Origin of the sequence: Streptomyces sp. NBC_01808 (genome assembly GCF_035917395.1) — a bacterium.
Taxonomy (GTDB): Bacteria; Actinomycetota; Actinomycetes; order Streptomycetales; family Streptomycetaceae; genus Streptomyces.
This window is the reverse complement of the sequence record NZ_CP109072.1, coordinates 1,455,281-1,481,926: the sequence shown is the minus strand read 5'-3', so window position 1 is coordinate 1,481,926 and position 26,646 is coordinate 1,455,281. Positions and strand designations below refer to the sequence as shown.

Below are 26,646 nucleotides of genomic sequence, written 5' to 3'. Positions count from 1 at the left end.
GCCCGTAGCACCCGCCCGCCCGCGGCGCCCGTACGGCCGCGGAGCTGCGCCCGGCGGCCTCCCCGCGCCCCGCGGGGCGGCCGCCGCGTATCCTTGCGCCGTGCGTACCGCCCTCGTCATCGGCACCGGCCTCATCGGCACCTCCGCCGCCCTGGCGCTGTCCCGCAGAGGTGTCACGGTCCATCTCCAGGACGAGGACGCCGACCAGGCCCGTACCGCCGCCTCCCTCGGGGCCGGCACCGACCAGCCGCCCGCCGGGCCCGTGGACCTCGCCGTCGTCGCCGTGCCGCCCGCGCTCACCGGCCGCACCCTCGCCGACGCCCAGCGCCGCGGCGCCGCCCGCGGCTACCTCGACGTCGCCAGCGTCAAGGGCGGCCCCCGCCGCACCCTCGAAGAGCTGGGCGGTGACCTCACCAGCTACATCGGCAGCCACCCCATGGCCGGCAGCGAGCGCTCGGGACCGCTGGCCGCCTCCGCGGAGCTGTTCGAGGGCCGCCCCTGGGTGCTGAGCCCGGCGGAGACCACCGACACCGAGGTGCTGAACCTCGCGCTGGAGCTGGTCGCGCTCTGCCGCGCCGTGCCCGTGGTCATGGACGCCGACGCCCACGACCGCGCCGTCGCCCTCGTCTCGCACACCCCGCAGCTCGTCTCCAGCATGGTCGCCGCCCGGCTCCGGGACGCCGAGGAGGCCGCGGTCCGGCTGTGCGGGCAGGGCATCAGGGACGTCACGCGCATCGCGGCCTCGGACCCGGCGATGTGGATCGACATCCTCTCCGCCAACCCGGGCCCGGTCGCCGAGGTGCTGGCCGAGGTCGCCGCCGACCTCGACGAGACGGTACGGGCGCTGCGTGCGCTGCAGGCCGCGGACGACGCCAAGCGCCGCACCGGCGCGGCCGGCATCGAGGACGTGCTGCGCCGCGGCAGCGCCGGCCGCGAGCGGGTGCCCGGCAAGCACGGCGCCGCCCCCGCGGACTACGAGACCGTCACCGTGCTCATCGGCGACCGGCCGGGCGAGCTGGCCAGGATCTTCGCCGACGCGGGCGCGGCCGGGGTCAACATCGAGGACGTCCGCATCGAGCACGCCACCGGCCAGCAGGCGGGGCGGGTGCAGCTCATGGTCGAGCCCCCGGCCGCCCACGCGCTGACCGCCGCGCTGCGCGAGCGCGGGTGGCCGCTGAGGCAGTGACCAAGGCCCGTTCAGGTAGCAGTAACCTAGTGCCGCACACGTTCGGCTTCACCTCGTCGTAGACCTCAGGAAGGGTGTCGTACGCCCCGTGGACAGCGCTGCCAGGGCCCAGCGGGCCCCCGTGATCGTCGCCATCGACGGCCCCGCCGGTACGGGCAAGTCGAGCACGTCCCGGGCCGTCGCCGCCCGGCTCGGGCTGCGCTACCTCGACACCGGCGCCCAGTACCGGGCCGCCGCCTGGTGGATGCTGGGCAACGGGGTGGACGTGGCCGACGCCGCCGCGATCGCCGCCGCCGCGGAGAAGCCGCAGATCGTCTCCGGTACGGACCCGGGGACGCCCACCATCACCGTCGACGGCGCGGACGCCGCGGGCCCGATCCGTACCCAGGAGGTCACGGCCGCGGTCAGCGCCGTCAGCGCGGTCCCGGAGGTGCGATCGCGGATCACCGCCCTGCAGCGGTCGATCGCCGCCGAGTCCGTGAAGAGCGGCGGGATCGTGGTCGAGGGCCGGGACATCGGCACGACGGTGCTGCCGGACGCGGACGTGAAGATCTTCCTCACCGCGTCGGAGGAGGTACGGGCCGCGCGCCGCAGCGGCGAGCTGAAGGGCAAGGAGGCCCGCGACCTGGCCGCCACGCAGGCGTCCCTGGCCCGGCGCGACGCCGCGGACGCCGGCCGCAAGGTCTCGCCGCTCGCCAAGGCCGCGGACGCCATCGAGGTGGACACGACGGAGCTGACCCTGGAGCAGGTCATCCAGTGCGTCGTGACCCTCGTCGAAGAGAAGCAGCAGGGTCGGTGACAGAACCGGCCGGCGCGGTGCCGGAGACACGGGGTGCGCTCGTCGGGCGGCGGATGTCCGCGCCCGTCATGCACGGCTACTTCAAGCCGCGGATACTGGGCGCCTGGCGGATGCCCGCGAGCGGGCCCGTGATCCTGGCCGGGAACCACTCCCACAACGTCGACGGCCCGCTGCTCATGGGCACCTCGCCGCGTCCCGTGCACTTCCTGATCAAGCAGGAGGCGTTCGTCGGGATCGTCGGCTGGTACCTGCGCAACATCGGCCAGGTGGCCATCGACCGCACCACGGTCGACCGGGGCGCGATCACCCGCGCGCTGGGTGTGCTGGACGAGGGCGGGGTGCTCGGGATCTTCCCGGAGGGCAGCAGGGGAGAGGGCGACTTCTCCTCGATCCGCGCGGGCCTCGCGTACTTCGCGGTGCGCTCCGGCGCCCCGGTGGTGCCGGTCGCGGTGCTGGGCACGGCGGAGCGGCGCAGCCGCGTGGTCAAGGCGCTGCCGCCGGTCCGCTCGCACGTGGACATCGTCTTCGGCGAGCCCTTCCAGGCCGGGTCGCCGGACGGGCGGCGTACCCGCAAGGCGATGGACGAGGCGACGCTGCGCATCCAGGACCGGCTGACCGCGCACCTGGCCGCCGCCAGGCGCGACACTGGCCGCTAGAGCAGACTTGAAGGCCGCTGCCCGGCCGACCGGGCCGTACGCGGCCGAGAACGCAAGGACGAGGAACGTGATGAGCGAGACCGGCATCTCCCCGGAGGAGGGCCCGGACGGCGCGGCCCAGGGCGACGAGCACGGGGAGCTGGGCGACGCCGAGTACGCCGAGTTCATGGAGCTGGCCGCCGAGGAGGGCTTCGACCTCGACGAGGTCGAGGGCGACCTCGCGCGGGCCGGGCACGGCCCGCTGCCCGTGGTGGCCGTCGTGGGCCGGCCGAACGTCGGCAAGTCGACTCTGGTGAACCGCATCATCGGCCGCCGCGAGGCCGTCGTGGAGGACCGCCCCGGCGTCACCCGCGACCGGGTGTCGTACGAGGCCGATTGGGCGGGCCGCCAATTCAAGGTCGTCGACACCGGCGGCTGGGAGCAGGACGTCCTCGGCATCCACGCCTCCGTCGCGGCGCAGGCCGAGTACGCGGTGGAGGCCGCGGACGCGGTGGTCTTCGTCGTGGACACGCAGACGGGCGCCACGGACACCGACGAGGCCGTCGTGAAGATGCTGCGCCGGGCCGGCAAGCCGGTGGTGCTCTGCGCCAACAAGGTCGACGGGCAGTCGGGCGAGTCGGAGGCGGCGTACCTGTGGTCGCTCGGCCTCGGCGAGCCCCACCCGGTCTCCGCGCTGCACGGCCGCGGCACCGGCGACATGCTCGACGCCGTGCTCGACGTGCTGCCGGACGCGCCCGCGCAGTCGTTCGCCCGCGGGCTCGGCGGGCCGCGCCGGGTGGCGCTGATCGGGCGGCCGAACGTCGGCAAGTCGTCGATGCTCAACAAGCTTGCCAAGGAGGACCGCGTCGTCGTGGACGACGTCGCGGGCACCACCCGGGACCCGGTGGACGAGCTGATCGAACTGGGCGGGAAGACCTGGCGCTTCGTCGACACCGCGGGCATCCGGCGGCGCGTCCACCTCCAGGAGGGCGCCGACTACTACGCCTCGCTGCGCACCGCCGCCGCGCTGGAGAAGGCGGAGGTCGCGGTCGTCCTCGTGGACGCGGGCGAGACGCTGACGGTGCAGGACACCCGGATCATCTCCATGGCCGTCGACGCCGGGCGGGCGCTGGTCATCGCGTACAACAAGTGGGACCTGCTGGACGAGGAGCGCCGCTTCTACCTGGAGCGCGAGATCGAGCGCGACCTGGTGCAGGTGCAGTGGGCGCCGCGGGTCAACGTCTCGGCCCGTACCGGACGGCACATGGAGAAGCTGGTGCCGGGGCTGGAGACGGCGCTGGCGGGCTGGGAGACGCGGGTGCCGACCGGCAGGCTCAACGCCTTCCTCGGCGAGCTGGTGGCCGGGCAGCCGCACCCGGTGCGCGGCGGCAAGCAGCCGCGGATCCTCTTCGGCACCCAGGCGGGCACCCGGCCGCCGCGGTTCGTGCTCTTCGCCTCGGGGTTCATCGAGGCGAACTACCGGCGCTTCATCGAGCGGCGGCTGCGCGAGGAGTTCGGCTTCGAGGGCAGCCCGATCCGGATCTCGGTACGGGTGCGGGAGAAGCGGGGCCGCAAGAAGTAGCGGCCCCGGCTCCCGGGGGCCGCGGGTGCCGCGTACGCGCAGGGCGGCGCACGCGGCACGGGACGGCGGGCCGGGGGCAGGCTGACCGGCCGTTGGGCTAGTCGTCGGCCGCGCGGTGGCGGTGCACGTGGAAGTGTGGCCGCAAGCCCCCCGTGGGCGGCAGTGACGGGCGGGAGTTCATGATCGCGTCGAAGCGGAGCTGCTCTTCGCCGGAGCGGTCCCCGGGCAGCGCCCGGAAGAGCCGGCGGTACTCGGCGAAGAGGGCGTCGTAGATCGGCGTCCCCGAGGGGCGGGCGGCCGCGCGGGGCTCGTGGGCGGGGCGCATGCCGGGAATCGCGTGGTATCGGTGCACACTTTGTGCAACGAAGGCGCGGTACGGAGGGATGCGGGTACGCGTTGCTCTGATCAGGTACTGGTGCTCCGTTCGGGTTTGGGATCAGGTCCCGGTGAGGGGCATCGTCGCGCCGACGAGCAGCCCGCGCCCGGCGGCCTGCGCCAGCGCCTCGCCGAGCAGGTCCTCGCGCGGCTGCCGCCCGATCGCCCCGGCGGGCGCGGCGTACACCAGCACTTCCTGCTCCTTCGCCGCCGCGGCCCGCCAGCCGTCCGAGACGTGCAGCGGCTGGTGCGCCTGCCACCAGGCGGTCGGCGGCTGACCCGCGGTGCCCGGCTGCATCACGGCGTGCAGTTGGCCGACGACGAGCAGCACGGACCAACCGGTCACCGGCGCCGGGGGCTTGACCATGTCCATCACGGGCAGGAAGCCGCTCTCGATGAGCAGCGGCAGGAAGTCGTCGCCCGGGCCCTCGGAGCCGGGCCGGACGACGGGCGCGGTGGGCTCGACGACCAGCGCGGGGCGGGCGTCGCCGCCGCACATCACCAGCCCGCAGGTGACGCCGAGGACGGCCTGCGCCTCGGTGTGGTCGCCGCCGGACGCCGCCGGGGCGGCGGGCGCCGCGGGTGCCGCGACCGCGGCGGGGGAGACGGGGATCGGGGGCGCGGGGGAGACCGCGGGCGCGAGGGCGGCGGGGGCGTGCGCCTCCGCGGGCGCAGGGGCGTGCGCCGGCGCAGGGCCTTCGTCCGCGGTGATCGAGCGTACGGCGCCCTGGAGTTGGTCCTCGGAGACCGGGACGACCTGCGAGGGGATGCAGGTGGCGTGGGCGAAGGCGAGCACCGCGGTCTCCTCGCCCACGAAGAGCACGGTGCTCGTCTGCTCCTGCGCGGAGTCGCCGGGGGCGCGGCAGGAGGTGCAGTCGTACGTGCCGGGGGCGGACTGGCCGGCGACGAGCCGGTCCGCCTCCTCGTCGCCGATCTCGGCGCGTACGGCGTCGCTCACTTCGAGCATGCGGGGCACGAGTCGCTCCTCGTCGTCGTGGTGCGTGTTCATCTGGGCACAACGGACGATCTGTGTGCGGAGTCACGCCCCGGGCGGCGATTGCCGGAACGGGGTGTACGGACCGTAGGGAGTTGATCGGAAATTCTCACTGTGGGTCAACTGATGCACGAATCACGCTCGTTGGTGCCGTGAGGCGAGCCACAGCGCGACCGAAGATTTGCCAGATAAAGCCGGATTTGACCGGCGCGGTGTCCTGTCCGGTATTGATCGATACCCGCGGTAACCGGCAACTGGCCTCGAATGATGGGGTCTTGGTTGATTACGCCCGACAAGCCTGCCTAGATTCGGCCGCCGCGTGCACCGAGCACCGCCCGGGCAGGGGACCCGGGTCCACCGAGAGGAACGTATGCCTTTCCCGAAGGGCGACATACGCGCCACCCGCAGTGACCGTACGACCAGTGAGGCAGGCACCACCATCAGCGCCAGCAGGACACGCAGCACACGCGGCACGCGCGGCACCCGCCGGAACGCCGCCGTCGTCACCGGAGCCGCCGCGCTCCTCGCCCCCCTCGCCCTCCTCGCCGCCGCCGCGCCCGCGGGCGCCGCGGACAGCGGGGTGTGGGACCGTATCGCGCAGTGCGAGAGCGGCGGCGACTGGGCGATCAACACCGGCAACGGGTACTACGGCGGGCTGCAGTTCGCCGCCTCCACCTGGGACGCGTACGGCGGCACCGCCTATGCCGCCACCGCGGACCGGGCCAGCCGGGAGCAGCAGATCGCCGTCGCCACCAAGGTGCAGGCCGCGCAGGGCTGGGGCGCCTGGCCGCACTGCTCCGTCCAGGCCGGCGCGTCGGGCGGGGCACCCGCGGTCGCGCAGCCGGAGCAGCAGGAGCAGGAACAGCCCGCCGAGCAGCCGCGCACGGAGCCGCGGGCGGACCGCGGCGAGGGGCAGCGGCAGCCGGCGAAGCGCGGCGACGGCAACTACACCGTCAAGTCCGGCGACACGCTGAGCCGCATCGCCGAGGCGCACGGCACGCCGTGGCGCGAGGTCTACGAGGCCAACCGCGACGTCATCGGCGCCGACCCGGACGTCATCCTGCCGGGCCAGCGGCTGCACGTCTGACGGACCCTCCTCAGCGGGCGGCCGTGTGCCACGGTGCCCCGGCTTCGGCGGGCTCGCCGCTGAACACCACGTTGCCGCGACGGAGTTCGTGCACCACCGTCGCCGCGGCCGCAAGGCCGGGCGGCAGGCTCTGCTCCGCGACGACGACGGTGGCGGCGAGCCCGCCGAGCAGTTCGTGCGTACGGGCCGCGACCGCGGCCGACATCCCCTGGCCCGGCTCGTCGAGGAGGACGAGCCGGGCGGGGGACAGCAGCGCGCGGGCGACGGCCAGCATCCGCTGCTCGCCGCCCGAGAGGGTGCCGGCGCGGTGCGCCAGCAGGCGCGCCAGCTCCGGGTACGCGGCGAGCGCGGGGCCGGTGTCGCCGTCGGGGGCGGCGAGCCGCAGGTTCTCCGCGACGGTCAGCGAGCCGAAGACGGCCCGTACCTCGGGGGTCAGCGAAAGGCCGCGGCGGGCGCGGGCATACGCGGGCATCCGCGTGACGTCCGCGCCTTGCCACACCACGCGGCCCGCGGCCAGCGGCACGGTGCCGGCGAGGGCGCGCAGCGCGGTCGTCCGGCCGGAGCCGTTGCGGCCGAGCAGGACGGTGAGCCGGCCGGCGGGCACGGGGAGATCGACGCCGTGCAGGGCCTCCAGCGGGCCGTAGCGGACGCGGGCGCGGTGGAGGGCGATCTCGACGGTCACGGGGCCTCCGCGGGTGCGCCCTGGCCGGGCACCGGTCCTGTGCGGGTCGCCGCGAGCACGTCGGCGGCGGTGCCGGAGGCGACGATGCGGCCGGCGGCCATCGCGTAGACCGTGTCGGCGAGTTCGCCGACGAGTTCGATGTCGTGCTCGACGACGAGCAGGGCCATGCCGTCGGCGGCGAGCGCGCGCAGGATGCGGACGAGCGCGGCGGTCTCGGCGAGGTCGAGTCCCGCGGCGGGCTCGTCGAGGAGCAGCACGCGGGGGCCGCCGGCGAGGGCACGGCCGAGTTCGACGCGGCGGAGGGTGCCGGTGGGCAGGTCCGTGGCGGGCGTGTCGCGCAGGGGCCCGTCGAGGCCGAGGAGCCGCAGCACGCGGTCGGTGGCGGCGGGGTCGCGGACACGGCCCTGCTCGGCGCCGACGGCGACGTTCCCGGCGACGGTGAGGGAGGAGAAGACGGCGGGCTGCTGAAAGGTCCGCGCAAGACCGAGCCGCGACCGCGCATGCGCACTGCGCCGCGTCACGTCCCGCCCCCGCAGCACCACCCGCCCGGCCCGCGGCCGCAGCGTCCCGGCCAGGGTGTGGAACAGGGTGGACTTCCCGGCCCCGTTGGGCCCGACGAGCGCGGTGACCCGCCCGGCCACGACCCGCAGATCGACCCCGGAGAGCACGGCGAAGTCCCCGTACGAAACGGAGACCCCGCGGGCGACGAGCACGTCTTCGCCCGCGGCGGGCGCGCCGGATACGGCGTGGGGACGCCCGTCGAGCGGGGGACGGCCGTGCTGCGGGCGCCGGCGAAGGGTGCGCCCCCGGTCCCCTGCGCCGGCCGGCTCGCGGTCGGCGGCGGACTGGCGCAGCGGGTGCGGTGGCTGCGGGGCTTCGCTCGTACGGGGCCCGGGTACGTCTGCACGGCCGGGGGCCGGCTCTGCGCCCGCAGGCCGCGGGGCTTCGCCCGCGGCGGGCCCGGGTGTGTTCCGCTCGTCCGGGATTCGGGCCTGCCCCGCCGATGCCGGGCGCTCCGCGCCGGCACCGGCCGTTCCGCGCGCCGGAGGCGCTGGGGCTGCGGGTGCGCCCGCGGCTCTTGGCGGGCGTGACCCGGAGTTCGTGGTGCCGCCTGTAGGTGCCCGTGGTGGTCCGGCAGCCGCGGGATCCGCCGGCGCCGTGCCCGCGAATCCCGCCGGAGGCGGTGCCGCACCGGACAGGCTCATGCGTACGCGCAGCCCCAGCGGGGTCAGCCGCGGGGGCCGTAGCCGGCGGGCTGCCGCCGTGTGGAGGGCCTCGTAGAGGCCGCCCGGGAAGCGGCCCAGGAGGACTGCCAGGATGCCGATCACCGCCGCCGCCATGCCGCCGCGGGTGCCCGCGTCCAGGCCGACCAGCAGAGCCGAGGCCAGGAGCGCGCCCAGCATGCTGTCCGCGCCCAGCACCACCACCGCCGCGAACCACAGCAGGCCCCGCACCGGGTCGAAGGCGTTGGGATCGAAGGCGCGGGCGCCCATGGCCAGCATGCCGCCGCCCAGGGCGGCCAGCGCCGCGCCCGCGGCGAAGGCGGTGACCTTCAGCGCCGGCACCGGGACGCCCGCCGCCGCGGCGCCGGACTCGTGGTCCCGTATCGCCGCCAGCGCGCGGCCCTGGCGGCCGCGGCGCAGGGCCCAGGCCGCCGTCACCGCGGCGGCGAGCAGCAGGAGTTCGAGTAGGTAGTACGCCCGGTCCCCGGTGAAGCCCGCGGGGCGGCCCAGCGTCAGGCCCGCCGTCGCGTACGGCTGCGCGAAGACGAAGCGGCTCACCGCCACCCCCACCGCCAGCGTGACCAGCGCCAGCGCCAGGCCCCGCCGCCGGATCGCCGGGTACCCGGTGAGGAGTCCCACCGGCGCCACCAGCAGCACCGCGACGCCGAGCGCCACCAGCTCCGGCAGCTCGGGCAGCCCCGGGAACCGTCCCGCCGCCAGCAGCGCCGTGAACAGCGCCCCCAGCCCCGCGTACGCCGCCTGCCCCAGCGAGACCTGGCCCCCTCGCCCCGTGACGACCACCAGCGACAGCAGCACCACCGCCAGCGCAGGCACCTGGACCGACGTCGTCAGGTCGGAGCCCGCGAAGCCCAGCGGCAGCAGGAACAGCACCCCGGCGACCAGCCACGTCCGCCCGTCGCCCGCCGCCGAGTCCAGTGTGTCGGCCGGCACCCGCAGGAAACCGTCGCCCGAGCCGGCCCGGAGCCGCGGCAGCGCCAGCGCCGCGACCAGCAGCAGCACCGCGAAGAGGTTCGCGCCCAGCGCCTGCACCAACTGCTCGCCCCGGCCCGCCGGATGGAGCCGGGTGAGTTGCGCCTGCCCCACGCCGACCGCCAGCGCCACCGCCACGACCGCCGGCAGGCTCCGCAGCCCGGCCGCGACCGCGACGCCGATGACGGCCATCACCAGCAGCGGCAGCCCGTACGGGTCCAGCCGGTACTCCGGCGCCAGCAGCACGCCCGTGACGCCCGCCGTGAACGTGCCGAACGCCCAGCCGGCGTCCGCGACCCGGTCGGCGTCGATGCCGCTGAGCGCGGCGAGCCGCCGGTTGTCGACCACCGCGCGCAGCTCCCGCCCGAACCGGGTCCACCGCGTGACCGCCGCGACCGCGCCGGCCAGCGCCACCGCCGTACCGAGCTGCACCCACGGGTCGGACGGCAGCAGTTCGGGCGCGTCGGTGCGCGCACCCGTACCCCACAGCAGCCCCGCCGCGCCCATCAGCAGCACGAACACCCCGAGCGACGCCACCAGCGCCTGCGCGCCGCCCGACTGCAGCACCGACAGCGGCCGGAAGACGAACCGCCCCATGAGCAGCCCGATGCCGGGCGCGACGACGAGCAGGCTGACGGCCGCCGCCGCCCACAGCGGCCAGTTCCAGCCGACGGCGAGCTGGCGCACGACGTACGCGGTGACCATCGCGACCGCGCCGTGCGCCAGGTTGAGCACGCCGGTGGCGCGGTACGTGACGACGACGCCGATGCCCGAGAGCGCCGCGGCGCTGCCCACCGCGAGCCCGGCGAGCGTCAGTTCGTACGTGAGCGACACCTCACGCCTCCGGCGCGGCGGCCGTCCCGGGGTCCGGCTCGCAGACCGGGCACGGTGTCAACGACCGCCCCTCACCACCGGCTTCCGCCGGATCCGCGACCGGTACGGCGCCGGGCTTGCCGTCGACGAGGGGGCAGCCGGGCCGGTGGTAGAGCGTCCCGCCGGGCACCGCCAGGTACGGGCCGGCCGCACCCGGCTCCGCGAGAGCCGGCGCGGGTCCTGCGGAGGCGCCCGCACCTTCCCCGTCCGCCGCCACCAGCAGCCCGTACAACTCCTCGACCCGCGCCGCCGCGAGCCCCTGGTCGCCGCGCGACAGCAGCACCGCCCCGGCGACGATCAGCGCCGCCCCCGGGATCGTGCATGACGCCAGGTACGGGATCTGCCGCTCGGCGAACCGCTCTCCCGACACCCCGTACCAGCCGACGGCGCACAGCACGGCCCCCGCGGCGAGCGCGGCCCAACTGCCCCACTGCAGGGCCATGGCCTTCAGCGAGTGCCCGCGCGCCGGGCCGGTTTGCCGCATTCTGCCCCCTGTGCATCGCCGCCGCTTGGGATGCACTATGCCGTGTGTGGTTCTACTCCGCAGTAGAGCCGACCGATCGGCGGGACACTCGACGCATGACGACGTTCAGGGGTGAGGACGGATGACCCGAGGGGCACGCACGCGCAGCGCCGCGTGGCTGGCCGCGGCGGTACTGCTCACGGGGCTGGGTGCGGCCGGCTGCGGGGACGACGGCGGGGGCGCCGGCACACCGGAGAAGACGCCGAGCGCGCAGGCGTCGGAGGGCAGCCCGGCCGCGGAGGCGAGCGAGGGCGCGGACGACGGCGCGGGCGGCGCGGAACCGGCTGATCCGGCGGCGGCGGAGAAGGAGATCGAGGAGAACTGGACGACGTTCTTCTCGCCGGACTCCGACGCCGACGCGAAGCTGGCGGTGCTGGAGGACGGCGAGGAGATGCGGCCGCTGATGACGGCGTTCTCCGACGACAAGCGGTGGAAGCAGGTCGGCGCCGAGGTCACGGGGGTGGAGTTCGACTCCGCGGAGGAGGCGGAGGTGACGTACGACATCGCGCTCAAGGGCGAGACGGTGGTGCCTGGCGCCACGGGCATCTCGGTGCTGCAGGACGGCTCGTGGAAGGTGTCGAAGCGGGCCATCTGCACCCTGGTCGAGATGAGCGGATCGCCGGGCCCCGGATGCTGAGTTGAAGAGGCCGGGGTGAGGAGGCCGGGGTGAGGAGGCCGGGGGGTGCCGCGCTGGCGGTGGCCGCGCTGGTGCTGCTGACCGCGGCGTGCGGCAGCAGGGTGCCCGAGAGCGAGTTCACCCAGCGGCCCGCGGAGCGGGGCGGCGGCGCCGCGCCGTCGGGCGAGGCGCGCGGGGAGCCGGTCAGGGTCGGCGTCATCGCCAGCGAGACGAGCCCGGTGGGCGACGCGTTCAGCGGGCCGCAGGACGGCGCGCTGGCGTACTTCGAGGCGCTGAACGCGCGCGGGGGCGTGGGCGGCCGCCCCGTCGAGGCCGTCACCTGCGACGACGGCGGCAGCGGCCTGGGCAACAGCGACTGCGTACGCGAACTGGTGCTGAAGGAGAAGGTGTTCGCGCTCGTCGCCACCACCTCGCTGAACTACGCCGGCGCCCCGCAGGTCAGCGACGCCGGCGTGCCGGACATCGGCGGCCAGCCGATCGGGGCCGCGTACGAGACGTATCCGCACCTGTACGGCATCTACGGCAGCCGCGCCCCGCGCACCGGCGGCAAGCCCGGCTGGGGCGGCGACCTGTACGGCGGCACCGAGGTCTACCGCTACTTCAAGCGGGAGCACGGCGCCCGCACCGCGGCGGTCGTCTCGTACAACCAGGCGGCCTCGGCCTCGTACGCCCGCAGCGTGACCAGCGGTCTGGAGGCCGAGGACTACGACGTCGTCACCGAGCAGGTCGACTTCTCGCTGCCGAACTTCGACGCGGTCGCCGCCGACCTGCGCGCCCGCGGTGTCGACCTCGTGTTCGACGCCGTCGACACCGGCGGCAACGCCAAGCTGTGCCGGGCGCTCGACGAGGCCGGCGTGGAGCTGACCGCGAAGGTCACCAACGTGCAGAACTGGAACTCAAGCGTCCAGGAGGACTACGCCGACGCCGAGCGCTGCCGCAACTCCCTCTGGGTCACCGGCTCCAGCCGCAACTACGAGGACACGGACGACCCGGCGGTCAAGGCGTTCCGCGAGGGCATGGACCGCTACGCGGACACCGACACGCGCTCGCAGTGGCAACTGGAGGGCTGGGCCGCCGCGATGTGGTTCGCGGACGCGGCGAAGTCGTGCGGCGAGGACCTGACGCGCGCGTGCGTCGAGGACTTCATGAACCGCGCCGAGCCCTACGACGCCGGCGGGCTGCTGCTGCCCGCCCGCTTCGAGCAGGTGCCGGAGCCGCCGAAGACCCGGCTCACGTGCGTGTCGGCGGCCCGCTGGCAGGACGACGCGGACGGCGGCGCCGGCGGGTGGGTCAGCCGGGGCGAGATGACGGAGGACTGCTTCACGGTGCCGCAGCTCCCGTACCGGCCCTGACCGGCCAGTACTACCGGCCTGTACCGCCTCTGACCTGCCGTGATGCCGGGTCGCCGCGGCTGTGCGACGCTGATGCGGGGGACTGCCCGCACACGTCCCGAGGTACACCATGCGGATCTCCTTCCTGATCAGCAACGCGTACGCCGTCGGGGGCACCGTCCGTACCACCTTCACCCTTGCCCGCACACTGGCCGAGCACCACGACGTGGAGATCGTCTCGGTCTTCCGCCACAAGGACGGGCCGGTCTTCGACGCCGGGCCGCACGTGCCCGTACGCGCCCTCGTCGACGAGCGCCCCGACAGCCCCGGCTACGCGGGCGACCACCCGGACTACGCCCGCCCCGCGCGCCACTACCCGCGCGCGGACGGCCGCTACCACCAGTACAGCGCGCTCACCGACCGCCTCCTGGCCGAGCATCTGCGGAAGCTCGACGCCGACGCGGTCATCGGCACCCGCCCCGGGCTCAACGTCGTCGTCGCCCGGCACACCCGCCGCGGGGTGCTGCGCGTCGGCCAGGAGCACCTGACGTTCACCACCCACCCGCGGGAGCTGCGGGTGGCACTGAGCGCCGCGTACCCGCGGCTGCACGCCGTCGTCACCATGACGGAGGCCGACGCCCGCGCGTACCGCGAGCAACTGCGGCTGCCGGGCGTGGTGGTGACCGCCATCCCCAACGGCGTCCCGGCGCCGGCCGTGCCGCCGTCCGACAACACCGCCCGGTCTGTCATGGCCGCCGGCCGGCTCGCGCCCCTCAAGCACTTCAACCACCTCGTCAAGGCGTTCGCCCGGGTCGTCAAGGCGCGCCCCGACTGGCAGTTGCGCATCTACGGCAACGGCCCCCGCCACGACGCGCTGCGCGCCCAGATCGACCGGCTCGGCCTCTACAACCACGTCCTCCTCATGGGCACCGTGCACCCGCTGGAGCCGGAGTGGCCGAAGAGTTCGATCGCCGCGCACACCTCGACGCTGGAGTCGTTCGGGCTGACCATCGCCGAGGCCATGCGCGGCGGCCTGCCGGTCGTCGCGGCGGACTGCCCACTCGGGCCGCGGGAGATCATCCAGGACGGCGAGGACGGGCTGCTCGTGCCGCCGGGTGAGCCGGCGGCCGTGGCCCGCGGGCTGCTGCGGCTCATCGGCGACGAGGACCTGCGTCAGGAGATGGGCACCGCGGCGCTGGCGAACGCCGCGCGCTTCGATCCGGCGCGCGCCGCCGAGCGCTATGACGACCTCTTCGCCCGCCTGCGCGTCCACCGCCCGACGCTGCCGCTGACCGGCACGGTGCTCGGCGGTCTTTACGCCCACCGCACCCGTGAGGACGCGCCGGCCGCCTGAGGGCCGCCCGCCGGAGCCCGTGCGCCCTCGCCCGCGCTACGGCTCCCGCGCCCCCTGCTCGTCCCGCTGCGCGCGCTGCTCAGGCTCGTCCCGCGGCTCCGTGGCGATGGCGTAGGGGTGGTGCAGGTCGAAGGCCGGGGACTCGGAGCGGATCGGCGGCAGGGTTGTGAAGTTGTGCCGCGGTGGCGGGCAGGAGGTGGCCCACTCCAGGGAGCGGCCGAAGCCCCACGGGTCGTCCACGTCGACCTTCTCGCCCTCCTTGGCCGTGTGCCACAGGTTGTACAGGAACGGCAGCGTGGAGGCGCCGAGCAGGAAGGCGCCGATGGTGGAGATCGTGTTGAGCGTGGTGAAGCCGTCGGCGTCGAGGTAGTCCGCGTACCGCCGCGGCATGCCCTCCACGCCCAGCCAGTGGTGCACGAGGAACGTGGCGTGGAAGCCGACGAAGAGAGTCCAGAAGTGGATCTTCCCCAGCCGCTCGTCCAGCATCTTTCCGGTGAACTTCGGCCACCAGAAGTAGAAGCCCGCGAAGGTCGCGAACACCACCGTCCCGAAGACCACGTAGTGGAAGTGGCCGACGACGAAGTACGTGTCCGTCACGTGGAAGTCCAGCGGCGGCGAGGCAAGCAGCACGCCCGTGAGACCGCCGAAGAGGAAGCTGACCAGGAACCCGATCGCCCACAGCATCGGCGTCTCGAACGACAGCGAGCCGTTGACCATCGTGCCGATCCAGTTGAAGAACTTCACCCCCGTCGGCACCGCGATCAGGAACGACGCGAGGGAGAAGAACGGCAGCAGCACCGCCCCGGTGGCGAACATGTGGTGCGCCCAGACCATGATCGACAGACCCGTGATCGCGATGGTGGCGGCGACCAGCATCACGTAGCCGAAGATCGGCTTGCGGGAGAAGACCGGGATGATCTCGCTGATGATGCCGAAGAATGGCAGCGCGATGATGTAGACCTCCGGGTGGCCGAAGAACCAGAACAGGTGCTGCCACAGCAACGCTCCGCCCACGGACCCGTCGAAGACGACCGAGCCGAACCGCCGGTCCGACTCCAGCACCAGCAGCGCCGCGGCCAGCACCGGGAAGGCCATCAGCACGAGGATCGAGGTGAACAGGGTGTTCCAGGTGAAGATCGGCATCCGGAACATCGTCATGCCGGGCGCGCGCATCGTGACGATCGTGGTGAGGAAGTTGACCGAGCCCAGGATGGTGCCGAAGCCCGCCAGCGCCAGCCCCATGATCCACAGGTCCGCGCCCACGCCGGGGGAGTGCACCGGGCCGTTCAGCGGCGCGTACGCGAACCAGCCGAAGTCCGCGGGCCCGCTCGGTGTCAGATAGCTGCTCAGCACGATCAGCCCGCCGAAGAGGAACAGCCAGTACGACAGCATGTTCAGCCGCGGGAACGCCACGTCGGGCGCGCCGATCTGCAGCGGCATGATCTCGTTGGCGAACCCGGCGAACGTGGGGGTGGCGAAGAGCAGCAGCATGATCGTGCCGTGGATCGTGAACGACTGGTTGAACTGCTCGTGGCTGAGGATCTGCATCCCCGGCCTGGCCAGCTCCGCCCGCATCACCATCGCGAGCAGGCCGGCGAAGAGGAAGAAGGCGAACGAGGTGATCAGGTAGAGATGCCCGATCTTCTTGTGGTCCGTGGTGGTCAGCCAGTCCACGACCACCGAGCCGTGGCGTCGCACGCGCGGGGGAGCAGGTGCCGGTGCCGGTGCCGCCTCTGTCGTCCCCATCGCCTCTGCACCTTCCGCTCGTAGGTCACGTGTGACGGCGCGCGCGTCCACGGCACGACGGTGCCACCGGTGTACGGATCCGGCGCGCTACGCGCGTTCGCCCGGTGTGTCGCGAAGGGGCCGCCCGAGGGTTTATGCGGAGCTGACACGGGGTGCCGCCATCCGGGGGAATTCGATGAATTCCAGGGGGCCCGGCGGGTAAACGGCAGGTGCGATTAGCGGCGCTGACAGCAATTCCCGATAGCCCGTCAGGAGGGGCCTCTCGGACGCCTGTACGGGCCTCCCGGAGGGCCGCGGGCGCTGTGACAGAAGTGTGACCCGCGGTGAACAGGGCCGGGACATCCCCGTGGTCCGCCGATCTACCGCGGCCGTGACCAGAGGCATAGCGTGGGCGCCATGGCGACTCCACCGAACCTGCCGACACCGTCCCCGAACCCCGACGACGACCCCGAGAACTACGTCGGCCTGGCCGCCGCCGACGCCGAGGAGCGGGCCAGGGACCGCGGCTGGACCACGGTCCGCTCGCTGCCCCCGGGGGCCATCATCACCATGGAGTTCATGGGCGGACGGCTCAACTTCACCGTCCAGGACGGCCGGGTCACGCGCTCCTGGGTCGGCTAGTACGGGTCAGCCGCCCGCGCGCGCCTGCGGCCGGCCGCCGGGGCGGTCCGACTGCGGCGGGCGGCGGTGGCCGGCCGGGGTGACGGGAGGGCGCTCGTGCCGCGTCGTGTGCGGGCGCGGCGCCAGGTGCGGCCAGGTGTCGGGGCGGGCGGCGGTGCCGGAGCCCGAACTGACCCGGGCCATCTCCCTGGTGCTCGGCGCGCCGGTGCCCGTGGGGCGCTGCGAGACGATCGACACGCGCGTGGCCAGCGGCGACAGCGAGGCCGGCGCGGGCGGTCCGGCGGCCGGGGAACCGCGCAGCCGGTCGCGCAGGTGCAGCAGCCACGCCTCCGCGCGGGCCACGCCGGGCTCGAACCAGGGCAGGGCCAGCAGCACGAGCAGGCCGGCGACCCAGCCGAGGAGCACGTCGCTCAGCCAGTGCGTGCCGAGGTAGACGGTCGTGCCGCCGACGCCCAGCGCCACCATCGCGCAGACCACCGAGGCGGTCCTGCGAGCCCGCGGCGTCGTCGCCAGATAGGCCACGACACCCCAGGTCACGACGGCGTTCGCGGTGTGACCCGAAGGGAATATATCGCCGCCAGCCCACATCTCGTTCGAGCCGATCTGGGTGGCGTAGTGCGGGCCGAGCCGGCCCATGCCGATCTTCGCCGCGCCGACCGTGAGGTTCAGCAGGAGCAGCGAGCCTGCCAGCATGAACAGCGGGCGCAGGGAGTGCTGCCGCCAGGCGCGCCAGCCGAGCCAGGCCAGCACGGCGACGGCGGTGGGGGCGCGCTGCCCGAGCACGACGAAGTAGTCCAGGAAGGCGTGGAACTCCGGCCACTGCTTGTACGGCCGGAAGAGCATCAGTTGCCAGTCGAGGTGCACCAGCCACGACGTGGTCACGACGGCCGCGACGATCCCCGCGTAGACGGCCAGCGACGACCAGAACAGCCACAGCCGGGTCCTGGTCATACGCGGCTGCCAGCCGCCGTGTGTGGTCGGACGCTCCGCTCCCTGCGGACGTCTCTCTTCGGTTCGCACGGAATCGACGCTACATCGCCGACTGCCGTGGATTGACCAATCCCCCGGATTTGTAACGCCTATGTGATGTGGACTGTGTCGTCAACGGCGGTTACCCCACTGTCATTTCAGGACTCATGTCTTCCGCTTTCTGGGAATATCTGAGTGCGGCCAATCGGTCAATTGTTTTTCGCGCTCCTCCGTTTATCGGAGATTCGCCGTGCCGTTGCGGACCGTTCGCCTGGCGGACGGTCCGGGCGTGGTGTGACGGGCGTCACGCATCGTGCGCAATGCCCTCAACCAGTGACTTCCCGGACCGGGGGCGCGCAATCATGGCACGTCAGCGGACCCGTTCCGGCACGAGGGGGACCGGACCCGGCGCGAGGGGACCGGAGGGGACGGCGGGTGCGGGGGCGGGCCGGGCTCGGGAAGGGGTCGGGCTCCGACGCACCCCGTGGCGCCGTCACCTCAACGGGTAGTGCCGCCACCTGCATCCGGAGGACTCGCGTACGCTGTCGACTCGCGCGAGTCCGGGAGGTGCGTAGATGTCAGGGACGGCCACGGCCACGAGCCCGCCGCGGGACGTTCCCGGCGCCCACGGCGGCGGTGCCGGACGCTGGACCGTGCTGGCCGTCCTCTGCTCCAGCCTGCTCCTCGTCGCCCTCGACGCGACCGTCCTGCACGTCGCCGTCCCCGCGCTCACGGAAGACCTCAAGCCCGGCGCCGTCGACCTGCTGTGGATCGTCGACGCCTACCCCCTCGTCGCCGCCTCCCTGCTGATCCTCTTCGGCACCCTCGGCGACCGCGTCGGCCGCCGCCGCGTGCTGCTCCTCGGCTACGCGATCTTCGGCCTGGCCTCCGCGCTCGCCGCCGCGGCGAGCGACCCGCACGTGCTGATCGCCGCCCGCGCCCTCCTCGGCGTCGGCGGCGCCATGATCATGCCGGCCACGCTGTCGATCCTGCGCCAGGTCTTCCCCGACCGCCGCGAGCGCGCCGCGGCCATCGGGCTGTGGAGCGCCACCGCGGCCGTGGGGGCGGCCATCGGGCCGCTGCTCGGCGGCTTCCTGCTGGAGCACTTCTGGTGGGGCTCGGTCTTCCTGATCAACATCCCGCTGATGGTGATCGCCGTGCCCGTGGGCCGCTGGCTGCTGCCGGAGTCCACCGCCGACCGGGCGGGACCCTGGGACGTCCTCGGCGCGCTGATCGCCGCCCTCGGCCTCTTCGGCGTCGTCCTCGCGCTCAAGCAGGCGGGCGCGGGCGACGGGCCGCTGCACCCGGCCGTCGTCGCGCCGCTGCTCCTCGGCGGCGCCCTGCTCGTCCTCTTCGCCCGCAGGCAGCGCCGCCGCGCCCACCCCCTCGTCGACTTCGACGTCATCTCCTGCCGGTCCTTCGGCACCGCCGTCGGCTGCATCGTGCTCGCGCTGCTGGCCCTCGTGGGGCTGCAGCTCGTCGCCGTGCAGTACATGCAGCTCGTCCTCGGCCTCAGCCCGCTGGAGACCGGACTGCGGCTGATCCCGCTGACGGTCGCCGCCGTGGCCGCGGGCCTCGCCGGCTCCCGGATGGTCGCCAGGCTCGGCCCGCGCGCCATGGTCGCCCTCGGCTTCCTGGTCACCGCCGTCGCCGTCACCGGGCTGATCAGCCTGGGCGAGGAGGACCGGCCGCTGGTGCTGGGCGCGGGCTTCGTGCTGCTGGGGTACGGGCTGGAGACGACCATCTTCGGCGCGTACGAGTCGATGCTCAGCGAGACGCCCGCGGAGCAGGCCGGCGGGGTCGCGGCCATCGGCGAGACCTCGTACCAGCTCGGCGCGGGCATCGGGATAGCGCTTCTCGGCAGCGTCATGAACGCCGTTTACCGCCCCGCGCTCGGCACCGTGCCCGGCGTGCCGTCGAGCGCCACCGACGCGGCGGGCAACTCGCTCGGCGAGGCGTACGAGACCGCGGCCGGGCTGGGCGGCGCGGCGGGGGCCACGCTGCGGGACGCCGCGCGGGACGCGTTCGTGCAGGGCATGCACGTCACGCTGGCCGTCAGCGCCGGGCTGCTGCTGCTCGGCGCGCTCACGGCGCTGCGGCTGCCGCGGTCGATGGAGTGCGGTGAGCCCGGCGAGGAGGGCGGTGGTCCGGCGAAGGGGGCCGTCGAGGCGGCGGTCGCCGGTTCCGCGGCCCCGCTCGGGGTGCGCCCGGAGCGGGGTGCGGCGGACGGCGTGCGGGACGGCGGCGGCCGGGCCCGGGAGCGGGGTGCGCGGCCCGGGCGCGTACGGCGTGTGCAAGACGTCACGCCGCGCGCGGAGAGGCTGGACGATGCCGAATACGCGCAAGTAGCGTCGGGCCGTGACCCCGAGGGACCGCCGGAGGACGACAGCCATGGGCTCAAGCACTACGCCGCCGTTCAACCCCGCCGATCCGCTCGGAGTTGACGACCTCCTCGGCCCCGAGGACATCGCCGTCCGCGACACCGTGCGCGGCTGGGCCGCCGACCGCGTGCTGCCGCACATCGCCGACTGGTACGAGCGCGGCGAACTGCCCGGCATCCGCGAACTGGCCCGCGAGCTGGGCGCGATGGGCGCCCTGGGCATGTCGCTCACGGGTTACGGCTGCGCCGGCGCCTCCGCCGTGCAGTACGGGCTGGCCTGCCTGGAGCTGGAGGCCGCCGACTCCGGCATCCGCTCGCTGGTCTCCGTGCAGGGCTCGCTCGCGATGTACGCCATCTGGCGGTTCGGCTCCGAGGAGCAGAAGCAGCGGTGGCTGCCGCGGATGGCCACCGGCGAGATCATCGGCTGCTTCGGCCTGACCGAGCCGGACCACGGCTCCGACCCGGCCGGGATGCGCACGTACGCGAAGCGCGACGGCTCCGACTGGGTGCTGACCGGACGCAAGATGTGGATCACGAACGGCTCGGTGGCCGGCGTCGCCGTCGTGTGGGCCCGTACCGATGAGGGCATCCGCGGCTTCGCCGTGCCCACGGACGCGCCCGGCTTCAGCGCGCCCGAGATCAGGCACAAGTGGTCACTGCGCGCGTCGGTCACCGCCGAGCTGGTCCTCGACGAGGTGCGGCTGCCCGCCGACGCGTTGCTGCCGGAGGCCACCGGGCTGCGCGGCCCGCTCAGCTGCCTGACGCACGCCCGCTACGGGATCGTCTGGGGCGCCATGGGCGCGGCGCGCGCCTCCTTCGACGCGGCGCTCGACTACGCCCGTACCCGCGAGCAGTTCGGCAAGCCCATCGGCGGCTTCCAGCTCACCCAGGCCAAGCTCGCCGACATGGCCGTGGAACTGCACAAGGGCGTGCTGCTCGCGCACCACCTCGGTATGCGGATGGACGCCGGCACGCTGCGGCCGGAACAGGTCAGCTTCGGCAAGCTCAACAACGTGCGCGAGGCGATCGAGATCTGCCGGACGGCCCGCACGATCCTCGGGGCGAACGGCATCTCGCTGGAGTACCCGGTGATGCGGCACGCCACGAACCTGGAGTCGGTGCTGACGTACGAGGGCACGGTGGAGATGCACCAGCTCGTGCTGGGCAAGGCGCTGACGGGGCTGGACGCGTTCCGGGGCTGAGCCGTACGGCCCAGCCCCGGTCTTCCACGGTCGTCTTCTTCTGCGGTGGACTTCTGCTACGGCCGCCCCGTCAGCTCTGGTTGAAGAACCCGCCCTGCGTGGAGCGGGGCACCTCGCCCGGGACGATCGCGTACTCCGCGGGGGTCAGCAGGAACACCCGCGTCGCCACCCGCTCGATCGAGCCGCGCAGCCCGAAGGTCAGCCCCGCCGCGAAGTCGACGACGCGCTTGGCGTCGGCGGCCTCCAGCATCGTGAGGTTCACGATGACGGGAACGCCCTCGCGGAAGAGCTCGCCGATTCCGCGCGCGTCCCGGAACCCGTCCGGCGACACGGTGGCGATACGGCGACCCTTCTCCTGGGCGACCTGGGACGCCACGCGCACGCGCGGGTCCGTCGTCCAGGCGGCGTCTGCCTGGGGGGTGTCCGCGCTGTCGTCTTCGTACCCGTCGTAGTAGCGCTCGTCTTCGTTGTCGTCGACGAGGCCGAGCCAGGCACTAGCCCTGCGTACCGATCCCATGACGCCTCCTCTCTCTCCCGCGGCGTGGGCTTTCCCCGGAGTCCGGGGATGTCTGTCCGCTCACCTATGGTCATCCATGATGCGGATGATGTGCCAATCAGATAGAGGGCCCGGGCCGGGTTCGTGACAGTACTGGCACAGAAACGGCTGTCGGTTCGTCAGAGTTCCCCCAGCGCAGGGGGCCTGACGGGGTGACAGGAGATTTCCGCGGGGCCGGACGGGTGTTTCGGCCTCCGCTCGGGTGGTTCCCGTGTTGTTCGAGTGGTCGGTGGCCCGGCCTGGCCGGTCGGGCTGGGCCGGGGGCGTGATTACGCCAACATGTGCCAGTGCCTACTTGTGCACACCTGTCAACGTCTGAATACTCTCAGCAGCGCTTGTCAGGGGCACGACGAAAATAAGGGGCCCGCACCCCAACGGCCGGCGACCGATGCCGGCCGGGCGAGCCCTTCCGTGTTTTCTCCGCCCCGTGGCTGCGCCTCACGGACCTGCCCGCCGGCGGGTCCCCGAGCACACTCGGAGGATTGAGTGAGGATCAAGCGCACACCCCCACCGAGCGGCACCAAGAAGCGACTGCGGCTGGTCGCCGCGCTGACCGCCGCCCTGGCCGGCGCCGCGCTTGCGGTACCGGCGTCGGGCGCCGCCCAGCAGCCCGAGGGCTTCGGTGCCGCGACCCTGGCCAGAGCCGACGACGCGGTGCTCGCCGCCGATGTCGGCGGCACCGCGTGGGGCGTCGACAAGAAGACCGGCACCCTCGTCGTCAGCATCGACGAGACGGTGACCAACGCCGAGGTGGCCCGCATCAAGCGGACCGCGGGCGCCGACGCCGACGCCCTGCGGATCGAGCGGATGAAGGGCAAGCTCCAGAGCTACATCAACGGCGGCCAGGCGATCTACGCCTCAAGCTGGCGGTGCTCGCTGGGCTTCAACGTCCGCAGCGGCGACACGTACTACTTCGTCACCGCCGGCCACTGCACCGACGGCGCGGGCACCTGGTACAGCAACTCCGCCCGCACCACGACCATCGGCCCGACCGCAGGGTCGAGCTTCCCGACGAACGACTACGGGCTGGTCCGGTACAGCAACACCTCGCAGACCCACCCGGGCACCGTGAACCTGTACAACGGCAGCAGCCAGGACATCACCCGCGCCGCCAACGCGACCGTGGGCCAGTCCGTGCAGCGCAGCGGCTCCACCACCGGCCTCCACGGCGGCAGCGTCACGGCGCTGAACCAGACCGTGAACTACGGCGGCGGCGACATCGTCTACGGCATGATCCGCACCAACGTGTGCGCAGAGCCCGGCGACTCCGGCGGCGCGCTGTTCTCCGGCACGACGGCCCTCGGCCTGACGTCCGGCGGCAGCGGCAACTGCTCCACCGGCGGCACGACCTTCTTCCAGCCGGTCGTGGAGGCGCTGAACGCCTACGGGGTGAGCGTCTACTGACGCCAGGGCGTCTGCCGAACCCGACGCACGGGGCCTGAGCGCCCCGGCCGCCGCCCCCGCCCGGACCCCCACCGGGCGGGGGCGGTGCGGGTCTCCGGGCCGGACGGGCACACCCGGCCACGGAAACCGGAGGAAGCCTCCGAAAACTGTCTCTGATGCGGCGGTGCGGCTACCGTTGACGGAGATCGGCCGACTCGCACGCAACGCAGGGAGCCGTGATGATCGAGGCACTGATCGCAGTGGTGGTGACCATCGTCTGCCTCGGGGCCGTCTACGCGATGGCCGGGTCCCGGGTGGTGAAGCAGTACGAGCGGGGGCTCGTCTTCCGGCTCGGGCGACTCAGGCCCGGGCTGCGCGGCCCGGGCTTTGTGATGATCGTTCCGTTCGTCGACCGGATGCGTAAGGTCAGCATGCAGATCGTGACCCTGCCCATCCCCGCGCAGGAGGGCATCACCCGTGACAACGTGACGGTCCGGGTCGATGCGGTCGTCTACTTCAAGGTCGTGGCCCCGGCCGACGCCGTCATCCAAGTCGAGGACTACCGCTTCGCGGTCTCCCAGATGGCTCAGACCTCGCTGCGGTCGATCATCGGCAAGAGCGAACTGGACGACCTGCTCTCCAACCGCGAGAAGCTCAACCAGGGGCTGGAGCTGATGATCGACAGCCCGGCCGTGGAGTGGGGCGTGACCATCGACCGGGTCGAGATCAAGGACGTGTCACTGCCCGAGACCATGAAGCGCTCCATGGCCCGGCAGGCGGAAGCGGCGCGCGACCGCCGCGCGCGGGTCATCAACGCCGACGCGGAGCTGCAGGCGTCCCGGAAGCTGGCGCAGGCGGCGGAGCAGATGTCGGACCACCCGTCGGCGCTGCAGTTGCGGCTGCTGCAGACGGTGGGCGCGGTGGCGGCGGAGAAGAACTCGACCCTGGTGCTGCCGTTCCCGGTGGAGCTGCTGCGGTTCCTGGAGCGGGCGCAGTCGGGCATGGCCCCTCAGGCACCGGCCGGCGGCCCCGCCCCCGAGGCGCCGTCCGGGGCGGTGGACGGCGCGGGGGCCGCGGCGGAAGCGGGCGAGGACGAGGACGTGCCGGCGCCGGTGGACCCGATCGACCCGCTGGGTGCGGTGGAGCAGATGGAGCTGGGGGATTCGGTGGTTCCGGCGGACGGGCCGGAGGCGGTGGACCCGGGCGACACCGCGTCGCCCGAGGAACTGGAGCCGCCGCGGCCGGACCGGCCGGACCCGGAGAGCTGACGCGCGCGGTTGCGCTTCGTACGGGCCCGGTGGCCGGTACGTGCGGGCCCGGAGGCGCGGCGCCGGGTGGCCTCGGGAGCGGCCGGCGGGCGCGTTCGACGGTCCGCGCCTCGCGGGTCAGGCGCTGAAGGCCGCGAGTGCGTCCTCGGCGGAGTTGCGTGCCCACACGTATGCGTCCGCCCACGCCGCCGCCTCCGCGTAGCCGGACTCCGCCGCGATGCGGGCGCAGGCCGCCCCGTAGTCGTACGCCGTACGCCGCAGCGCCGCGCCGCCCGGGCCGAGCAGCGCCCAGTGGGCGCCGGAGCGGCCGTACGGCATGCCGACACTGCCCGGGTTGACCACGAGCCGGCCGTGGGTGAGCCGGGCGAACGGCATGTGCGTGTGCCCGAGCACCACGGTCTCCACCTCCGGCCCGAGGCCGCCCAGCACCTCCGCCCAGCGCCCCGCCGCCGAGTCCACGAGGACCCGTTCGTCGTCGGCGCGCGGGGTGGCGTGGCAGAAGTACACCTGCCCGAGGCCGCCGACCGGCAGCGTCGCGCTCGCCGGCAGCGCCGCCAGCAGCTCGACCTGCTCCGCGCGCAACTGCTCCGCCGCCCACGGCGCGATCGGATCGGGGATGCCGGCGCGGGCGCCGCGGCGGTACTCGACCAGCTCCCGGTCGGCGTTGCCGCCCACCCACACGGCGCGGTCGCCGAGCGCGGTCAGGGCGTCGAGGGTGCGGTCCGGGAGCGGGCCTGCGGCGAGGTCGCCGGTCAGCACGACGGCGTCGGCGGCGCGTACGTCGGGTTCGGCGAGCACGGCTTCGAGGGCCGGCAGCACGCCGTGGATGTCGGAGAGTACGGCGACGGTCTCGGGCATGCGACCAGGGTGCCGGGCGGTGCGGCGGCGCGCGGGTGATTCGCTGAGAGCAGGGCGGCGCGGCAGCCGGGGAGGGGCCGCCCGTACGGCAGGTGCCGGCGCTCGACGCGGGCCTCCTGCCAGGCGCGGGCCAGGATCTCGTCCGCCGTCTCCGCCGGCGTCTGGTCCGAGGTGTCCAGCCACAGCCCGAGGCGCGGGGTCTCGTCGCGCAGCACGCCGTCCAGCTCCTGTACGCCCCACGCGGCGCCGTACGCCGTCTTCGCCCGCCCTGCCTCGTGGGCCGCCACCGCCGCCGGGCGCGGCGCCAGGACGACGACGAGCAGCGGTTCCGTACGGAACAGGGCCGCGGTCCGCGGCAGCTCGGCGCCCAGCACCACGTCCTGGGCCACCGCCGTGAACCCCGCCGCCGCGTACGCGTCCGCGGTGCGGGCCATCAGCCCGTACCTCCGCCGCCCCCACAGCGCGCTGCGCGCGCGTGGGCGGTGCCCCCGTGCCGCAGCGCCTCCGGCGACCCCTCCGGCGTCATCTCGGCGCGTCCGCCGACGACCATCCGGCGGAACACGTCGCCGCGCACGTGCGCCGAGCGCGGCAGCCGTTCGGCGATCAACTGGGCGACGGTGGACTTGCCGGCGGCCTGGATGCCGGTCAGCAGCAGGACCGCCGGGATGCCGGGGAAAATGGCGGCTCCTCGGAATGCGGCAGGGACGTCCGGCGTTGACGTCCGCGTCAACGTCGCGACTATCCCTACCACAGCAGGGAGATGGCCCATGGCGGCTGCCGCCGGTGAAAAGCCCAAGGTCGACTTCTACTTCGACCCCGCCTGTCCGTTCGCGTGGATCACCTCGCGCTGGATCATCGAAGTGGAACGGCAGCGGGACATCGACCTGCGCTTCCGGGTGATGAGCCTGTCCGTGCTCAACGAGGGCCGCGACCTGCCGGAGTGGTACCGGGAACTGCTCGACAAGGCGTGGGGCCCGGTGCGGGTCTGCATCGCCGCCGCGCAGCAGCACGGCGAGGACGTCCTGCGCGACCTCTACACCGCGCTCGGCACCCGCATCCACAACGGGGGCGAGAAGGACTACGAGACCGTCGTCAGGGACGCCCTGGCCGAGGTGGGCCTGCCGGCCGAGCTGGCCGAGGCGGCGGAGAGCGACAAGTACGACGAGGCGCTGCGCAAGAGCCACCACGAGGGCATGGACCCGGTCGGCGAGGACGTCGGCACGCCGACCATCCACATCGACGGCGTGGCGTTCTTCGGGCCCGTGATGACCGCCATCCCGCGGGGCGAGGAAGCGGTGCGGATCTTCGACGGGGCGCTGGCGATGGCGTCGTTCCCGAACTTCTTCGAGCTGAAGCGGACGCGCACGGGCGACCTGAACTTCGACTGAGCGG

General features: G+C 73.8%; 23 protein-coding genes and 1 pseudogene. 14 read left to right on the top strand and 10 right to left on the bottom strand.

Translation table 11 applies throughout. The features are described 5' to 3' along the window. Nucleotides 1-100: 100 nt before the first annotated feature. The 4 genes from OG946_RS06145 (at nt 101) to der (ending at nt 4,202) form a co-directional block, all read left to right on the top strand. Nucleotides 101-1,186 carry a prephenate dehydrogenase gene (locus OG946_RS06145; protein ID WP_326795130.1) on the top strand — a complete coding sequence of 362 codons (1,086 nt, stop codon included), beginning with the start codon at nt 101-103 and terminating at the stop codon, nt 1,184-1,186. An 88-nt stretch (nt 1,187-1,274) separates the two neighbouring features. Beyond that, nucleotides 1,275-1,985, top strand: coding sequence for a (d)CMP kinase (gene cmk / locus OG946_RS06140; RefSeq protein ID WP_326795129.1), 711 nt, complete (start codon nt 1,275-1,277; stop codon nt 1,983-1,985). 53 nt (nt 1,986-2,038) lie between these two features. After that, on the top strand, nt 2,039-2,641 hold the full coding sequence (locus tag OG946_RS06135) for a lysophospholipid acyltransferase family protein (protein WP_047019788.1): 603 nt from the start codon (nt 2,039-2,041) through the stop codon (nt 2,639-2,641). A gap of 70 nt (nt 2,642-2,711) precedes the next feature. Continuing rightward, nucleotides 2,712-4,202, top strand: coding sequence for a ribosome biogenesis GTPase Der (der, locus tag OG946_RS06130; RefSeq protein WP_326795128.1), 1,491 nt, complete (start codon nt 2,712-2,714; stop codon nt 4,200-4,202). Between the two features lie 97 nt (nt 4,203-4,299). Here the strand turns inward: der and OG946_RS06125 are convergent, their stop codons facing one another. Continuing rightward, nucleotides 4,300-4,527: a hypothetical protein gene (locus OG946_RS06125; protein ID WP_326800476.1), complete on the bottom strand. Its 228-nt coding sequence runs from the start codon at nt 4,525-4,527 to the stop codon at nt 4,300-4,302. 111 nt (nt 4,528-4,638) lie between these two features. Next, on the bottom strand, nt 4,639-5,586 hold the full coding sequence (locus OG946_RS06120; protein ID WP_326795127.1) for a hypothetical protein: 948 nt from the start codon (nt 5,584-5,586) through the stop codon (nt 4,639-4,641). A 355-nt stretch (nt 5,587-5,941) separates the two neighbouring features. On the opposite strand from OG946_RS06120, the gene OG946_RS06115 reads away from it, so the two are divergent. Next, nucleotides 5,942-6,658: a LysM peptidoglycan-binding domain-containing protein gene (locus OG946_RS06115; protein WP_326795126.1), complete on the top strand. Its 717-nt coding sequence runs from the start codon at nt 5,942-5,944 to the stop codon at nt 6,656-6,658. Between the two features lie 10 nt (nt 6,659-6,668). Here the strand turns inward: OG946_RS06115 and OG946_RS06110 are convergent, their stop codons facing one another. Genes OG946_RS06110 through OG946_RS06100 form a run of 3 tightly spaced genes read right to left on the bottom strand, consistent with a single transcriptional unit; the run spans nt 6,669 to nt 10,823 of the window. Continuing rightward, nucleotides 6,669-7,340, bottom strand: coding sequence for an ABC transporter ATP-binding protein (locus tag OG946_RS06110; protein WP_326795125.1), 672 nt, complete (start codon nt 7,338-7,340; stop codon nt 6,669-6,671). Then, a complete protein-coding gene (locus OG946_RS06105; RefSeq protein ID WP_326795124.1) occupies nt 7,337-10,387 on the bottom strand; it encodes an ABC transporter permease subunit in 3,051 nt (1,016 codons plus the stop codon). The genes OG946_RS06110 and OG946_RS06105 overlap by 4 nt, the downstream gene beginning before the upstream one ends. A 1-nt stretch (nt 10,388) precedes the next feature. Continuing rightward, the gene (locus OG946_RS06100; protein ID WP_326800157.1) at nt 10,389-10,823 is read right to left on the bottom strand and encodes a hypothetical protein; all 435 of its coding nucleotides are present in this window, start codon (nt 10,821-10,823) and stop codon (nt 10,389-10,391) included. Nucleotides 10,824-11,031: 208 nt separating this feature from the next. Between OG946_RS06100 and OG946_RS06095 the strand changes: the two genes are divergently transcribed. From OG946_RS06095 to OG946_RS06085, 3 genes are all read left to right on the top strand, one after another. Further along, a complete protein-coding gene (locus OG946_RS06095; RefSeq protein ID WP_326795123.1) occupies nt 11,032-11,586 on the top strand; it encodes a hypothetical protein in 555 nt (184 codons plus the stop codon). Nucleotides 11,587-11,615: 29 nt separating this feature from the next. Then, nucleotides 11,616-12,938 (top strand): ABC transporter substrate-binding protein, encoded by a 1,323-nt coding sequence (locus tag OG946_RS06090; protein ID WP_326795122.1) that lies wholly within the window; start codon nt 11,616-11,618, stop codon nt 12,936-12,938. Nucleotides 12,939-13,047: 109 nt separating this feature from the next. Continuing rightward, nucleotides 13,048-14,271, top strand: a complete 1,224-nt coding sequence (locus OG946_RS06085; protein WP_326795121.1) for a glycosyltransferase family 4 protein — start codon at nt 13,048-13,050, stop codon at nt 14,269-14,271. A gap of 36 nt (nt 14,272-14,307) precedes the next feature. Here the strand turns inward: OG946_RS06085 and ctaD are convergent, their stop codons facing one another. Then, nucleotides 14,308-16,017: an aa3-type cytochrome oxidase subunit I gene (gene ctaD / locus OG946_RS06080; protein WP_326795120.1), complete on the bottom strand. Its 1,710-nt coding sequence runs from the start codon at nt 16,015-16,017 to the stop codon at nt 14,308-14,310. A gap of 396 nt (nt 16,018-16,413) precedes the next feature. On the opposite strand from ctaD, the gene OG946_RS06075 reads away from it, so the two are divergent. Then, nucleotides 16,414-16,638, top strand: a complete 225-nt coding sequence (locus OG946_RS06075) for an I78 family peptidase inhibitor (RefSeq protein ID WP_199850555.1) — start codon at nt 16,414-16,416, stop codon at nt 16,636-16,638. A 6-nt stretch (nt 16,639-16,644) separates the two neighbouring features. On the opposite strand, the gene OG946_RS06070 is transcribed toward OG946_RS06075, so the two are convergent. Then, entirely contained in the window at nt 16,645-17,589 is a 945-nt protein-coding gene (locus OG946_RS06070; RefSeq protein WP_442814273.1) for a phosphatase PAP2 family protein, read from the bottom strand. A 593-nt stretch (nt 17,590-18,182) separates the two neighbouring features. Between OG946_RS06070 and OG946_RS06065 the strand changes: the two genes are divergently transcribed. Continuing rightward, nucleotides 18,183-20,051, top strand: coding sequence for an MFS transporter (locus OG946_RS06065; RefSeq protein WP_326795118.1), 1,869 nt, complete (start codon nt 18,183-18,185; stop codon nt 20,049-20,051). Next, the gene (locus tag OG946_RS06060) at nt 19,999-21,189 is read left to right on the top strand and encodes an acyl-CoA dehydrogenase family protein (protein ID WP_326795117.1); all 1,191 of its coding nucleotides are present in this window, start codon (nt 19,999-20,001) and stop codon (nt 21,187-21,189) included. Before OG946_RS06065 ends, OG946_RS06060 begins: the two co-directional genes overlap by 53 nt. A gap of 70 nt (nt 21,190-21,259) precedes the next feature. On the opposite strand, the gene OG946_RS06055 is transcribed toward OG946_RS06060, so the two are convergent. After that, nucleotides 21,260-21,706: a cell division protein SepF gene (locus tag OG946_RS06055; RefSeq protein WP_326795116.1), complete on the bottom strand. Its 447-nt coding sequence runs from the start codon at nt 21,704-21,706 to the stop codon at nt 21,260-21,262. A gap of 525 nt (nt 21,707-22,231) precedes the next feature. Here OG946_RS06055 and OG946_RS06050 point away from each other — a divergent pair. Further along, the gene (locus OG946_RS06050) at nt 22,232-23,149 is read left to right on the top strand and encodes a S1 family peptidase (protein WP_326795115.1); all 918 of its coding nucleotides are present in this window, start codon (nt 22,232-22,234) and stop codon (nt 23,147-23,149) included. Between the two features lie 218 nt (nt 23,150-23,367). Beyond that, complete coding sequence (locus OG946_RS06045; protein WP_326795114.1) at nt 23,368-24,396, top strand: slipin family protein; 1,029 nt, start codon at nt 23,368-23,370, stop codon at nt 24,394-24,396. Between the two features lie 117 nt (nt 24,397-24,513). On the opposite strand, the gene OG946_RS06040 is transcribed toward OG946_RS06045, so the two are convergent. Further along, a complete protein-coding gene (locus tag OG946_RS06040) occupies nt 24,514-25,254 on the bottom strand; it encodes a metallophosphoesterase family protein (protein ID WP_326795113.1) in 741 nt (246 codons plus the stop codon). 98 nt (nt 25,255-25,352) lie between these two features. Continuing rightward, a pseudogene (locus OG946_RS06035) lies at nt 25,353-25,828 on the bottom strand (phosphotransferase); the annotation flags it as partial. 193 nt (nt 25,829-26,021) lie between these two features. Between OG946_RS06035 and OG946_RS06030 the strand changes: the two are divergent. Next, nucleotides 26,022-26,642: a mycothiol-dependent nitroreductase Rv2466c family protein gene (locus OG946_RS06030; protein ID WP_326795112.1), complete on the top strand. Its 621-nt coding sequence runs from the start codon at nt 26,022-26,024 to the stop codon at nt 26,640-26,642. The last annotated feature ends 4 nt before the right edge of the window (nt 26,643-26,646 follow it).